13 protein-coding genes are annotated in these 13,317 nt (G+C 63.5%); 3 read left to right on the top strand and 10 right to left on the bottom strand.

What is annotated here, in order from left to right:
• Window positions 1-12: 12 nt before the first annotated feature.
• From doeB to ACMUVN_RS21960, 10 genes are all read right to left on the bottom strand, one after another.
• A complete protein-coding gene (doeB, locus tag ACMUVN_RS22005; RefSeq protein WP_097596215.1) occupies window positions 13-1,020 on the bottom strand; it encodes a N(2)-acetyl-L-2,4-diaminobutanoate deacetylase DoeB in 1,008 nt (335 codons plus the stop codon).
• A 7-nt stretch (window positions 1,021-1,027) separates the two neighbouring features.
• On the bottom strand, window positions 1,028-2,209 hold the full coding sequence (doeA, locus tag ACMUVN_RS22000; protein ID WP_097596214.1) for an ectoine hydrolase DoeA: 1,182 nt from the start codon (window positions 2,207-2,209) through the stop codon (window positions 1,028-1,030).
• A gap of 32 nt (window positions 2,210-2,241) precedes the next feature.
• On the bottom strand, window positions 2,242-3,234 hold the full coding sequence (eutC, locus tag ACMUVN_RS21995) for an ectoine utilization protein EutC (protein WP_097596213.1): 993 nt from the start codon (window positions 3,232-3,234) through the stop codon (window positions 2,242-2,244).
• Window positions 3,231-4,232 (bottom strand): hydroxyectoine utilization dehydratase EutB, encoded by a 1,002-nt coding sequence (gene eutB, locus ACMUVN_RS21990; RefSeq protein ID WP_097596212.1) that lies wholly within the window; start codon window positions 4,230-4,232, stop codon window positions 3,231-3,233. Before eutB ends, eutC begins: the two co-directional genes overlap by 4 nt.
• A gap of 4 nt (window positions 4,233-4,236) precedes the next feature.
• Entirely contained in the window at window positions 4,237-5,016 is a 780-nt protein-coding gene (eutA, locus tag ACMUVN_RS21985) for an ectoine utilization protein EutA (RefSeq protein WP_097545049.1), read from the bottom strand.
• A 2-nt stretch (window positions 5,017-5,018) separates the two neighbouring features.
• On the bottom strand, window positions 5,019-5,678 hold the full coding sequence (gene ehuD, locus ACMUVN_RS21980; protein ID WP_097545047.1) for an ectoine/hydroxyectoine ABC transporter permease subunit EhuD: 660 nt from the start codon (window positions 5,676-5,678) through the stop codon (window positions 5,019-5,021).
• Between the two features lie 4 nt (window positions 5,679-5,682).
• On the bottom strand, window positions 5,683-6,342 hold the full coding sequence (gene ehuC, locus ACMUVN_RS21975) for an ectoine/hydroxyectoine ABC transporter permease subunit EhuC (RefSeq protein ID WP_047619689.1): 660 nt from the start codon (window positions 6,340-6,342) through the stop codon (window positions 5,683-5,685).
• 152 nt (window positions 6,343-6,494) lie between these two features.
• The gene (gene ehuB / locus ACMUVN_RS21970; RefSeq protein ID WP_047619777.1) at window positions 6,495-7,343 is read right to left on the bottom strand and encodes an ectoine/hydroxyectoine ABC transporter substrate-binding protein EhuB; all 849 of its coding nucleotides are present in this window, start codon (window positions 7,341-7,343) and stop codon (window positions 6,495-6,497) included.
• 55 nt (window positions 7,344-7,398) lie between these two features.
• Window positions 7,399-8,184, bottom strand: coding sequence for an ectoine/hydroxyectoine ABC transporter ATP-binding protein EhuA (gene ehuA, locus ACMUVN_RS21965; protein ID WP_047619687.1), 786 nt, complete (start codon window positions 8,182-8,184; stop codon window positions 7,399-7,401).
• A gap of 122 nt (window positions 8,185-8,306) precedes the next feature.
• Window positions 8,307-9,692: a PLP-dependent aminotransferase family protein gene (locus tag ACMUVN_RS21960; RefSeq protein WP_063473764.1), complete on the bottom strand. Its 1,386-nt coding sequence runs from the start codon at window positions 9,690-9,692 to the stop codon at window positions 8,307-8,309.
• Window positions 9,693-9,793: 101 nt separating this feature from the next.
• Here ACMUVN_RS21960 and ACMUVN_RS21955 point away from each other — a divergent pair, with 101 nt between their 5' ends.
• The 3 genes from ACMUVN_RS21955 to ACMUVN_RS21945 all read left to right on the top strand — a co-directional run bounded on the left by ACMUVN_RS21955 (window position 9,794) and on the right by ACMUVN_RS21945 (window position 13,315).
• On the top strand, window positions 9,794-10,288 hold the full coding sequence (locus ACMUVN_RS21955; RefSeq protein WP_063473700.1) for an Lrp/AsnC family transcriptional regulator: 495 nt from the start codon (window positions 9,794-9,796) through the stop codon (window positions 10,286-10,288).
• A 120-nt stretch (window positions 10,289-10,408) separates the two neighbouring features.
• A complete protein-coding gene (locus tag ACMUVN_RS21950; RefSeq protein WP_097596210.1) occupies window positions 10,409-11,905 on the top strand; it encodes an NAD-dependent succinate-semialdehyde dehydrogenase in 1,497 nt (498 codons plus the stop codon).
• A gap of 30 nt (window positions 11,906-11,935) precedes the next feature.
• Window positions 11,936-13,315: an aspartate aminotransferase family protein gene (locus ACMUVN_RS21945; RefSeq protein ID WP_097596209.1), complete on the top strand. Its 1,380-nt coding sequence runs from the start codon at window positions 11,936-11,938 to the stop codon at window positions 13,313-13,315.
• The last annotated feature ends 2 nt before the right edge of the window (window positions 13,316-13,317 follow it).

The following is a 13,317-nucleotide window of genomic DNA, read 5'->3' as shown; positions in this document are numbered from 1 at the left end:
GCCCTTCCCACCTCAGTCCGTAACGATCGCCACGACGGCAACGCAGTCGCCTGCTTTGACCAGCCCCGGGAAATGCCGGGCACAGAGAATGCCGTTCATGCCGGCGCGGATCTCGCGGGGCGCCATTCCGGTCCGGCCGATCGGATGGATGCGCGCGACGACGGCGTCTTCGGCCACGGCTTCACCGAGGTCAATGACAGGCTCGATCAACCCGCCCTCCTCTGCGAAAGAGAAACAGCGGCCGTCCGGCATATCGAGCCAGCTCGTCGGGCCGGTCTCGACGGCGCCCGCGACGATCCCCGCATGGCGCAGCACGTTGATGGTGCCGCGTTTGGCAATCGCCGCACTTTTGGCCGTGGCGGTGCCGCCGCCGCCGAGTTCCGTGGTGATGAAGACCTTGCCCATCTCCTCGGCGGCGGTGTCGTACATGCCGACCGCATCGATCTCAAGCATCTTCATCGAATAGGGGGCCGCAAAGGCCGTCACCAATTCGAAGGCCTTTTTCTCCTGTTGCTTGTTCGCCAGGATGTGGGCCGCGCAGAACGGCAGAAAATCGAGCGTCTTGCCGCCGGAATGGAAGTCGAGGACGAGATCCGCCATCGGCAGAAGCACCCGCTGGAAATAGTCGGCAATCTTCTCCGTCACCGTGCCGTCCGGCCGGCCCGGGAAGCTGCGGTTCATGTTGCCCCTGTCGATCGGCGAGGTCCTGGTTCCCGCCTGGAATGCCGGATAATTCATGGCCGGCACGATGATGACAGTGCCGCTCACCTCCTCAGCTTTCAGCGTGCGGGCAAGATCGAAGAGTGTGATCGGTCCTTCATACTCGTCGCCGTGATTGCCGCCGGTCAGAAGAGCCGTTGGCCCCTTGCCGTTCCTGATGACCGTTATCGGCACCATCACCGATCCCCAGGCGGAATCGTCGCGGCTGTAGGGCAGCCGCAGGAAGCCGTGCTGGACGCCCTCGGCGGCGAAATTGACCGTCGCGCTGATCGGTGACGGTCGCAAGCCAATCTCTGTCATCGCAGCCTCAATCCTTGACCATCAGCCTGCGCGGCACGTTCGCGAAGCACTCGACACCGCTCTCGGTGATGAGGATGCTCTCGGTCGTCTCGAATCCCATGTCGTCGAGCCAGAGGCCGGTCATGAAATGGAAGGTCATGCCGGGCTTCAGTTCCGTCCGGTCGCCCGGTCGCAGGCTCATGGTGCGCTCGCCCCAGTCCGGCGGATAGGAAAGGCCAATCGGATAACCGGTGCGGTTGTCCTTGACGATGCCGTATTTTTTCAGCACCGCGAAGAAGGCGTTGGCGATATCCTCGCAGCTATTGCCGGGTCTGGCGACCGCAAGACCGGCCTCCATGCCCTCCAGCGTCGCCTTTTCGGCATCGAGAAAGGCCTGCGTCGGCTTGCCGAGGAAGACGGTGCGCGACAGCGGCAGGTGATAGCGGTTGTAGCAGCCGGCAATCTCGAAGAAGGTGCCCTCGCCCGTCTTCATCGGCCGGTCGTCCCAGGTCAGATGCGGTGCGGATGCTTCGACGCCGGACGGCAGCAGCGGCACGATCGCCGGATAATCGCCGCCGATGCCGTCGACGCCGCGGGTGCCGGCATCATAGATTTCCGCGACCAGATCGCATTTGCGCATGCCGACCTCGATCTTGTCGAAGATGCGGGCATGCATCGCCTCGACGATGCGGGCGGCATTGCGCATATACTTGATTTCGGTCTCGCTCTTGACCGCGCGCTGCCAGTTGACGAGGGCGGTCGTATCGACGAAGCGCGCATTCGGCAGGTGCTTCTGCAGCGCCGCGAAGGCCGCCGCCGAGAACCAGTAATTGTCCATCTCGACGCCGATCGTCAGCTTGCCGAAGCCGCGTTCGGTGAGGATGCCCGAGAGATAATCCATCGGATGGCGTTCGGTCGATTGCACATAGTGATCGGGATAGCCAATGATGTTGTCATGCTTCAGATAGGCGGTGAACTTGGCGCCGTTGGCATCCTGGCCGCGGCCGAACCAGATCGGCTCTCCCTGTGGCGGCACGATCACCGCCTGGTGCACATAGAAGGACCAGCCATCATAGCCGGTGAGCCAGGCCATGTTCGACGGGTCGCTGACGATCAGCAGGTCGACGCCCTTCGCTTCCATGGCACGCCGTGTCTTTTCCAGCCGCGCGGCATATTCGCCGAGCGAGAATTTGAGGTTGGGCTGGGTCATGTCTCTTCCCTTCTTTTCCGGCGCCGCGCCGGTCAGCTTTCGAACGTGGTCCCGGCCTTCGCCGCGCCGGCTCGGGCAAAGGCGAGGGTGGCGATGGCGGTGTCCTGAATGCCGGTCCCGGTCAGGTCCGCAATGGTGATCTGGTCGTTATCCGTCCGCCCCGGCGCCCGGCCGGCGACGATCTGGCCGAGTTCGGTGAAGACCGCATCGGCCGCGACCAGGCCGGCATCGATTGCGTGATGCAGCTCGCCGAGGCGCCGCGTTTGCTTCAGGCTGTCGGCGACGTAGAGGCCGGCAGCGGCGATGGCGGCCGGATCGATCTCGTTCTTGTGTTCGGCATCCGAGCCCATCGCCGTCAGATGCTGTCCGGGTTCCAGCCACCCCGCCTTGATGATCGGCATTTCCGACGGCGTGGTGGTGACGATGAGGTCGGCGCCGGTCACTGCTCCCCTGGCGTCCGATGTCGCGATGACGGGAAAGCCGAGTTTTCCGGCCAATTCCGCAGCCGTGGCTTGCGCCTTGGCGGCATCGCGCGCCCATATCCTTGCTTCGCGGATCGGCCGCACCAGCGTCAGCGCTTCGAGCTGCAGCCGCGCCTGCATACCGGCGCCGAAGATCGTGGCCACGGACGCATTTTGGCGCGACAGATGTTTCGCCGCGACAGCGCCGGCTGCTGCGGTGCGCACGTCGGTGAGATAGCCGTTGTCCAGCAGCAGTGCCTGCACCAGTCCGGTCCGGCTCGACAGCAGCACCATCATGCCGTTGGTGCTCGGCAGGCCGATCTGGGGGTTGTCGAAGAAACCGGGGCTGATCTTGATCGCGAAGCCCTCGATGCCGGGCACATAGGCCGTCTTCACATCGACTTCGCCCCGATATTCCGGAATGTCGAGCCGCAGGATCGGGGGCATGGCGACGGCCTTGGTCGCAAGCGCTGCGAAAGCCTCCTCGATGCAGGCGACCGCATCTCGGTCAAGCCCGATGACTTTCCTCAGTTCCGTTTCCGTCAGAATGATCATCCGGCTCATGGCCCCTCCTCGCCGTAGAGCGGCTGCGTCCCGTTGATCACCCGCAGGTGCTGCTCCATGTCGACATTCGCCCCGGACAAGATCGCGACGATGGGACCGCCGCCCCTGATTTTTCCGGCAAGCAGCGCGGCGATACCGACCGCGCCCGCGCCTTCGACGACCTGGCGTTCGCAGGCATAGGCATGGCGCATGCCGGCGGCGATTTCCGTCTCGGTCAGCAGGATGACGTCGTCGAGAAGTTCGCGGCACATGGCAAAGGTGACGCGGTTGTCGAGACCAATGCCGCCGCCGAGCGAGTCGGCAAGGCTCGCCACTTCCTCGACCTGCACCGGCTGCCCGGCATCGAGGCTTGCCTTCATCGCGGCACCCTTCTCCATCGTCAGGCCGATCACTTTGGTCGTCGGACTGATGGCTTTGACCGCGGCCGCAAGCCCCGCCGCAAGGCCGCCGCCCGAGAGCGGCACCAGCACGCTCGCCGCCTCCGGCAAGTCGTCGATGATTTCAAGCCCCAGCGTCCCCTGCCCGGCCACGACATCGGGATGGTCGAAGGGCGGCACCATCACCAACCCTTCCTCGCGGACCAACCGGTCGACTTCCTGCTGCGCCTCGTCCTGCGATACGCCGACGATGCGGACATCGGCGCCGAGACGGCGGATCTCCGAAACCTTGTTCTCCGGCACCAGCCGCGACATGCAGATGGTCGCAACGGCACCTTCGGCCTTTGCCGCATAGGCAAGCGCACGGCCGTGATTTCCGGTCGAGGCTGCGACGACGCCACGTAAGCGCTGCGCCGGCGACAAGGACAGCACCGCATTGGTCGCCCCACGGAGCTTGAAGCTGCCGGTCGTCTGATGATGTTCGAGCTTGAGATGCACTGGCACGCCGGCCAATTCGCCAAGCGACGCGGACTGCACCATCGGAGTGGTGGTCACGCGGCCGGCAATCCGTCGCGCCGCCGCACGGATGTCCTCCAGCGAAACGGGCAAGGTGCTCACCATGATCTCAGCCTTCCCAATAGGACTTGGTCATCAACTGACCGAGTTCGGGCCGCGCCCGATCATCGCCGCAAAGCCTCAGACAGGACCAGGCCGTCGCCAGATTGCTGGTCACCACCGGCTTGCCGGTCTCACTTTCGATGCGGGCAGCGACCTGGGCTGCGCGCACCGCCGTACAGGAGATGAACAGCGCGTCCGATTGCGGCGCCAGCGCCTGGCGCGCAAAGGCAAGGATCTCCTCCGGTGCGATCCGCGCCATCTCGCGATCATCGGTCAGGCCGAGACAGGTGAAGCGGTCAATCGCAAAACCGAGATCCGAAAAATAGTCCGCCATCGGCCGACTGGTCTCGACCGTATAGGGCGTCAGCACCGAGATCCGTCTGGCGCCAAGCGCTTTCAGACCTTTCACGGCGGCCGCCGTCGGCGTCACGACGGGAATCCCGGGCTTGGCCGCATGGATCGCCGCCTCGATGTTGCGATCGCCGATCACCACCGAGGCGGAGGTGCAGGAATAGACGATGGCATCGAGCGCCTCGTCCGGCAGGATCAGTGCCGCGCCTTGCGTCAGCGACGGCTGCATCCTCAGGAGGTTTTCGGCCGTGACCGGATTGGCGTAGTGGATGCGGCTGACATAGACGCCGAGGCGATCGCTGGCGACCATGCGCTGGAAGTCGACTTCCGTCGTGTGGTCGGTCGCGAGGATGATCAGGCCGATGCGCTTTTCCAGCGGCCGATTCTCCAGTCGCGGCAGCCTGCCGGCAGGGATGATCTCAATCTCTACGGTCATGGTCAGTCATCCATCCTGGCGTAGCGTTCCTCAAGCCAGCGCAATCCCACTACGGAGATCAGGCTGATGACGAGGAAGAAGACGCCGACCAGCGTCATCGGTTCGATGTAGCGGTAGTTGCTGTTGGCGATGCTCTTGGCCTGGTTCATCAGTTCGAGCACGGTGATCGCCGAAAGCAGCGGCGTCTCCTTGAACATGGCGATGAAATAATTGGCGAGTGCCGGGATCATCGGCGGGATCGCCTGCGGCAGGACCACGTGGATCCATGCCTGGCGCGTCGTCAGATTTGTGGCCTTGGCCGCCTCCCATTGTCCGCGCGGCACATTCTCGATGCCGGCGCGATAGACCTCGGCGGTATAGGTCGCATAGTGAATGCCCATACCGATGACGCCTGCGACCAGCGGCGCCAGCCGAATGCCGATATCGGGCAGCACGTAGAAGATGAAATAGAGCTGCACCAGCAGCGGCGTGCCGCGGATGAATTCCGAGACGAAGCCGACCGTGCGGGACACGCCGGCGACCGGTGATCGCCGGGCAATCGCAAGAGCCAGGCCGACGATCATCGCGACGGCAGCGCCGAGGATGGTCGCGAGAATGGTGATCTGGAACCCTTCGAGAAGGGTCGGCATGATCTGCCAGACGAAGTCCCAATCCCATTCCATCCGATCAGGTCCTTATGCCGTCGAGGCTGCGCGCCATACGCCGCTCCAGCCAGCGCATCGTCGCGGAGATCGCCGAGGCCATGAGAAAATAGAGGATGAGGATCGTCGCGAAGGGCACCAGCGTATTGCCGGTCTGCGCCCGCACCACCTGCGCCTGGAACGTCATATCCGTCAGCGAGATCAGCGACACGACGGCCGTGCCTTTGAGAAGTTCGATCGCATTGTTGCAGAAGGTCGGCAGCATCAGCGGCAGCGCCTGCGGCAGGATGACGTGGCGCATGCGCTGGTATCGCGACAGGTTGAGCGCGATGCAGGCTTCCGACTGTTCGCGCCCGACGGCCTTGACGGCGCCGCGCACCACCTCCGCCGCATAGGCACCGACATTCAGCCCGAGCGCCAGCACGCCCGCCTGCAGCGGCGTCAGGGTCAAACCCGCAAAAGGCAGCACAAAATAGACCCAGAAAAGCTGGACGAAGATCGAGGTGCCGCGGAAGAATTCGATATAGGCCGTCGCCAGAGCCCGCACGGCGAAGAAGCGCGACAGCCGGCCGAGGCCCGCCAGGAAGGCCATCACCAGTGCCAGCGCAGACCCCATGACCGTCAGTTCGAGCGTCACCAGGGCGCCCTCAAGGATCAGTGTCAGATAGCCGGACCATACCGACATCGGCAACTCACTTCCTAGAGCATGCCGCGCAAAACTGTGCAGCGGTTTTGCGATGACGACATGCGTAAAAACAAGGACCTAAAGCGCAACACGCTTTAGGAGATCGTTCGGGGACAACCCGGCCATGCCGATGGCATGGCCGGCTGCCACGATTACTTCGCCGCGGCGCAGAGCTTTTCGCGGCTCGTCGACATCGCGGCCTTGGCCGAGAAGCCGTAGGGCTCGATGATCTTGGCGAATTCGCCCGATTCCTTCAGCTTCTTCAGCTCGACGTCGAAGGCGTCGCGCAGGGCGACGTCCTGCTTGCGGAATGCAGCGCCATCGCAATAGACCGGCGCATTGACGACCGGAGCGACGGTTTCGAGGTTCGGATCGTTCGCCTTGGCCATCAGGTCATGGATCGACAGGACCGGCAGCGAGTAGACGTCGATGCGGCCGTCCTGCAGCATCTTGATGCCGCTCTGGCCATCCGGAACAACGATGACGCGGTCGCGCGGCACGCCGGCCTCAAGCGCCAGCTTCTCCTCGGTCCCGCCGCCCGGCGCGCCGATCTTGGCGTCCGGATTGTCGGCGATGTCCTTGTAGCTGGTCAGTTTCAGCGGATTGCCCTTCTTGAGAGCGAAAGCTTCGGCGTCGCAGAGGATCGGTTCGGAATAGGCGACGGCGGCGCAACGCTCGGGCTTCATGAAGAGGCCCGCGGTGATCGCATCGTGGCGGCCGGCCTGCAGGCCGGGGATCATCGCGCCATATTCCGAAATCGAGGCGACGACTTCCTTGACGCCGAGCTTTTCGAAGATGGCGCGCGCCACATCGGGTGCGGCGCCGGACACCTTGCCATCGGCGCCGACGGCGGTGAACGGCGGTTCGTTGGCAATGGCAATACGCGCAAAGCCCTGCTCCTTCAGCTGCTCGAGCTTGTCATCGGCAGCCGAGGCCGGGGCAGCTGCTGCAACCAGAAGCACCGACAGGCTGGCGGCGCTCAAAAAATATCCTGCTTTCATCGTTCCCAACTCCTCTGATTTTCCTTGAGTTTGTTCTTGCGGGCAATGTCTGAGCTCAGACGCGGTGCCCCGCCGCAATGATCTTGCGCAGGAAGGTCTGCGTCCTCTCCTGCGTCGGATTGCGAAAGATGTCGCCCGGCTTGCCTTCCTCGACGATCTTGCCGCGGTCGAAGAACAGGACACGGTCGGCGAAATCATGGGCAAAGCCCATTTCATGGGTGACGAGAAGCATGGTCATATCGGTCTCGGACGCCAGCCGCCGCATGACGTTCAGCACCTCCTCGACCAGCTCCGGGTCGAGCGCCGAGGTCACCTCGTCGAACAGCATGATCTTCGGCGACAGCGCCAGCGCTCGGGCAATGGCAACGCGCTGCTTCTGCCCGCCGGAAAGCTGCGCCGGGACACTTCTCGCCTTGTCGGCCAGGCCGACCATGTCGAGAAGCTCCATAGCCCGTTTTTCGGCCTGCGGCCGCTTGATGCCCTTGGTCAGCATCGGCGCCAGCGTCACATTGTCGAGCACGCATTTGTGCGGGAACAGATTGAAATGTTGAAAGACCATGCCGATCTTTTCGCGCATGCGGTGCAGATGCCGCTCATCGGCCGGCACCAGCCCACTGCTGCCGGGCATATGGTAGAGCTGTTCGCCGTCGACCTCGATATGGCCGCCGCTGATCGTCTCCAGCGTCATCAGAATGCGCAGGATCGTCGTCTTGCCGGAGCCCGACGGCCCGATCAGCGCCAGCTTCTCGCCCGGCATGACATTCATCGACAGGCCGTCGAGTACGGTCAGTGGGCCGTATTTTTTGACGATGTTGTCGATGCGGATGATGGGCGGAAGCATTCATGTCTCTCCCTGTTGAGACAAGCAATGTCCTAACGATGACCGTCCATCAAAATCATGTCAATTCGTAAAATAATATCATGACAATTATTCTGCGAATGCCCAAACGCAAGGCAGTTGCGTCAGATCGCAAGCAGCAGCTCTTCCGGATTGCCTTGCGCCAATGAGGCGACGATCCCAAGCCCGGTCCGCAACTCGCTTTCCGTCGTCGAACCAAGCGAGATGCGCACAGCCGGCGTCCAGCCCTGATCGGTGGTATGGAAGGATTTGCCGGGCGCGATCGCCACCCCGCGCAGCCTTGCCTGCGATACGAACCCGTCCTCCGTATGATTGCCGGAGAGCGGCAGCCAGACGTGCAGGCTTTGCGGATGCGCCCGGTAGGGAAGCCCGGCCAACATCTCCGCCGCGATCGCGTGCCGGCTCAAAAGGGCACGGCGCTGCCAGTTGACGAGTTCCATTGCCGTGCCGTCGCTGACCCAGCGGGTGGCGATCTCGGCCATGGCAGGCGTCGCCATCCAGTTGGACACGAGATGCCGGTTGGCGACGGCGGCGACATAGCGGTCGGGCGCGGTGAGATAGCCGATCCGCAGACCCGGAACGGTGATCTTGGTGAAACTCGTGACGTACAGTGTCCGTTCCGGCGCAAAGGCTGCCATCGGCGGCGCGCGGTTCTCGACCATCGGGCCGAGAATGTCGTTTTCGATGATTGCGATATCATGTTTGGCGGCGACGGTGGCGAGCGCCTGCCTGCGCTCCGCGCTCATCAGCGCCGCCATCGGATTGATCACCGAGGGCTGCAGGAAAATTGCCCGGATCGGTCCCTTCCGACAGGCTTCATCCAGCGCCTCGGGGATCATGCCCTCCTCATCGATCGCCAGCCCTTCGAGATGCAGACCGAGATAGGTGGCGAGCGGAACCAGCGTATGGTGGCTGATCGCTTCGGTCGCAATCGTCGAGCCGGGCGGGGCAACGCTCATCAGCGCCACCGTCATGCCCGACGTCGCACCGTTCGTCAGGCTGATGTTCAGCGGCGATATCTCCAGCCCGCAGCGCGCCAGCCATTCCGTGGCGACGGTACGGTGGCGCGGAAACACCATGTTCGGCCTGAAGGAAAGGGCCGAACTGGAGGGCAGGTTTTCCGAAAGCCAGCCGAAGGCCTGCCGCAGCCTTTCCAGATGGATCTGCTCGCAGACCGGTTTCAGGATCGACAGATCGATCAGCTCGCCCAGCCGTTCCGGCAGGTAGGGCGGTTCCGGCTCGCGCGGGCGCGTCTGGACGAAGCTGCCGCGTCCAATCTCGCCTGATATCAGCCCCCGGCGGATCAGCTCGTCATAGGCGCGGCTGACCGTCTGCACCGAGAGATGCAGATCATCCGCCATCTTGCGGTGCGGCGGCAATTGCGTGCCGTCGGAGAGCTTGCCGTCAGTGATCGCGTTTGCGATCTGCTCGGCAATCGAGAGATAGGCCGGCCGGCGGAGTTGCGAGGGATCGGGGCGCCACTTTGTCATGATTTCAACACTGCTGAAAATCAGTTCAATTGACAATGCCAAAATGCGCTTCCATTGTCTTTTCCCTGCGTTTGAAATGATTTCTTTCTAAAGAAAGCACCATGAAGCTCGACGCCATCGACCTGCGCATTCTCGACGCCGTCCAGCGCGACGGCCGCATCACCAAGCTGGCGCTGGCCGAAAAGGCCGGACTGTCGCCGACGCCCTGCTGGATGCGGTTGCGCAAACTCGAAAAGGCCGGTGTTATCACCGGTTATCACGCACGCATCGCTCCGCGGCGCATCGCGCCGGTCGCCAGCGTGATGATGGAAGTGACGCTCGCCAATCATCGCCAGGCGGATTTCGAACGCTTCGAACGCGCCATCAGCGCAACCCCGGAGATCGTCGCCTGCTGGTCGGTCGGCGGCGGCGTCGATTACATCTTGAAGATCATCGCACCCGATATCGACGCCTATCAGCGGCTGGTCGACGGGCTTCTCGACCGCGAACTCGGCATCGACCGCTACTTCACCTACATCGTCACCAAGACGGTGAAGGACGAAACAGTCCTTCCGGTCTCTTCGTTCACTGCGGCCGGCGAAGAGACCGCGTCGTAGACAATCTCTCTGCCAGGCCGCCGTTCTTTAGACCATCTCTCTCTTTTTGCATCCGCCAACAGACAATCTCTCGCCAGCTCCCGTGGAAGACTGACGTCAACCGCCACGAGGAGATTGGACATGAGCGCTGTTTTTGCCCGCCCCGCCTACCATGACGCGCTGGCTCGGCTCGCCGACCGTCATCTCCTGCGCGATCTGGCCTATGTCGGCGGCCGATGGGTCGCCGGCAAATCAGGGAAAAGCTTCGAGGTCACCGATCCCGCCTCGTCGGCGACGCTGGCCTGGGTGGCAAGCCTTGGCGCAAACGAGACGGCGGTGGCAATCGATGCAGCGTCGCAAGCTTTCGCCGCCTGGCGCGCAATGCTGCCGCAGAGCCGCGCGGCGATCCTGCGCAAATGGTTTGAGCTGATGCTCGCGGCCAGGGAGGATCTGGCCCTGATCATGACGCTCGAACAGGGCAAACCGCTCGCGGAATCACGCGGCGAGATCGATTACGCCGCCTCCTTCGTCGAATGGTATGCCGAGGAAGGCAAGCGGCTGAACGCCGAGAGCGTCACCAGCCACCTGCCCGACGCGGAAATGATCGTTCGCCGCGAGGCGCTCGGCGTCGTCGGCATCGTCACGCCCTGGAATTTTCCCTCTGCCATGCTCACCCGAAAGGCTGCGGCCGCGCTCGCCGCCGGTTGCACGGTCGTTGCTCACCCCTCCTCCGAGACGCCGCTTTCAGCACTTGCCCTTGCCGAGCTCGGCGAACGCGCCGGTATTCCGGCCGGCGTCTTCAATGTCGTCACCGGCCACGCCGCAACGATCGTCGGGCGGATGTGCGCCGACATCCGCCTGCGTGCCATGAGCTTCACTGGCTCCACCGGCATCGGACGTCTGATCGCCGCCCAGTGCGCGCCGACCCTGAAGCGGCTGGTGATGGAACTCGGCGGCCACGCCCCGCTGATCATCTTCGATGACGCCGACATATCAAAGGCGGTCGAGATCGCCGTCAACGCCAAGTTTGCCACGTCAGGCCAGGATTGCCTCGCCGCCAACCGCATTTTCGTCCAGCGGCGCATCGCCGATGCCTTCACCAAAGCCTTTGCAGACCGCATTGCCGAACTGAAGCTCGGTGCGGGGCTCGAGGATGGCGCCGAGATCGGGCCGCTGATGCATGAACGCGCCGTCGCCAAGGTCGAGGAGCAGGTCTCCGACGCGCTGGCGCGTGGCGCACAGCTGGTCACCGGCGGCAAACGCCACAAGACGGGCCGGCTCTTTTACGAGCCGACGCTGCTGACCGATGTGCCGGCGGATGCGCTGGTCATGCGCGAGGAGACCTTCGGGCCGGTGGCGGCGGTTGCCACCTTCGACACGGAGGAAGAGGTCATCGCCCGCGCCAACGATACCGAATATGGTCTCGTCGCCTATGCCGTCACGGAAAATGGCGCCCGCCAGCTGCGGCTCGGCCGCGCGCTGGAATACGGCATGGTGGCGATCAACCGCGTCAAGATCACCGGCGGGCCCATTCCCTTCGGCGGCTGGAAGCAGTCCGGCCTCGGCCGCGAGGGCTCCCGCCACGGGCTCGAGGCCTTCACCGAGCTCAAATATCTCTGCATCGACACGGCCGCCTGAGCCGCTCCATTTCAAGAAAGAGGCTACGACATGCTCGACAGAAGCAACGAACTCAACGCCTGGGACCGCGATCATTTCTTCCACCCATCGACCCATATGGGCGCGCATGCCCGCGGCGAGACGCCGACCCGTGTCATCGCCGGCGGCGAAGGCGTCTACATCACCGACACGACGGGCCGCAAAAGCCTCGACGCCTTTGCCGGCCTTTATTGCGTCAATGTCGGCTACGGCCGCCAGAAGATCGCCGACGCGATCGCCGAGCAGGCGAAGAACCTCGCCTATTACCACGCCTATGTCGGCCACGGCACGGAAGCTTCGATTACGCTGTCGAAGATGATCATCGACCGCGCGCCCGCCGGCATGAGCCGCGTCTATTTCGGTCTGTCGGGCTCGGATGCCAACGAAACCAACATCAAGCTCATCTGGTACTACAACAACATCCTCGGCCGTCCGGACAAGAAGAAGATCATCTCGCGTTGGCGCGGTTATCACGGCTCCGGCGTCATGACCGGCAGCCTCACCGGCCTGGCGCTCTTTCACAACGCCTTCGACCTGCCGCGCGCACCGGTGCTGCACACCGAAGCGCCCTATTATTTCCGCCGCCCTGACCGGTCGATGAGCGAAGAGCAGTTCTCGCAATATTGCGCCGACAAGCTCGAGGAGATGATCATCGCCGAGGGTCCGGAAACGATCGCCGCCTTCATCGGCGAACCCATCCTCGGCACCGGCGGCATCGTGCCGCCGCCGAACGGCTACTGGCAGAAGATCCAGGCCGTGCTCGACAAATATGACATCCTGCTCGTCGCGGATGAAGTGGTCACCGGCTTCGGCCGTCTCGGCACGATGTTCGGCTCGGACCATTACGGCATGAAGCCGGACCTGATCACCATCGCCAAGGGGCTGACCTCGGCCTACGCTCCCCTTTCGGGCACGATCGTCTCGAACAAGATGTGGCAAGTCCTGATACAGGGGTCCGATCAACTGGGGGCGATCGGTCACGGCTGGACCTATTCCGCCCATCCGATCTGTGCTGCGGCAGGCATTGCCAATCTCGAACTGATCGACGAACTCGGCATTGTCGAGAATGCCGGCACGACCGGCGCCTATTTCCGTTCGGAACTGGAAAAGGCGGTCGGCGGCCACCGCAACGTCGGCGAAGTCCGCGGTGACGGGCTGATGGCGGCCATCGAATTCGTCGAGGACAAGGACGACAGCACGTTCTTCGATGCCGGCCGCAAGATCGGCCCTCAGGTCGCATCCGCCCTGCTCGAACGCGGCGTCATCGGCCGCGCCATGCCGCAAGGCGATATCCTCGGCTTCGCCCCGCCGCTTTGCCTGACGCGCGAGGAGGCCGACATTGTGGTCAAGGCCGCAGCGGACGCCATCGAAACTGTCTTCAAGAATATCTGAGG

Source organism: Rhizobium sp. IY2, assembly GCF_047532935.1.
In the GTDB taxonomy this organism is placed as follows: domain Bacteria; phylum Pseudomonadota; class Alphaproteobacteria; order Rhizobiales; family Rhizobiaceae; genus Rhizobium; species Rhizobium anhuiense.
The sequence above is the reverse complement of the archived record's forward strand: the minus strand, read 5'-3'. Positions and strand labels throughout refer to the sequence as shown.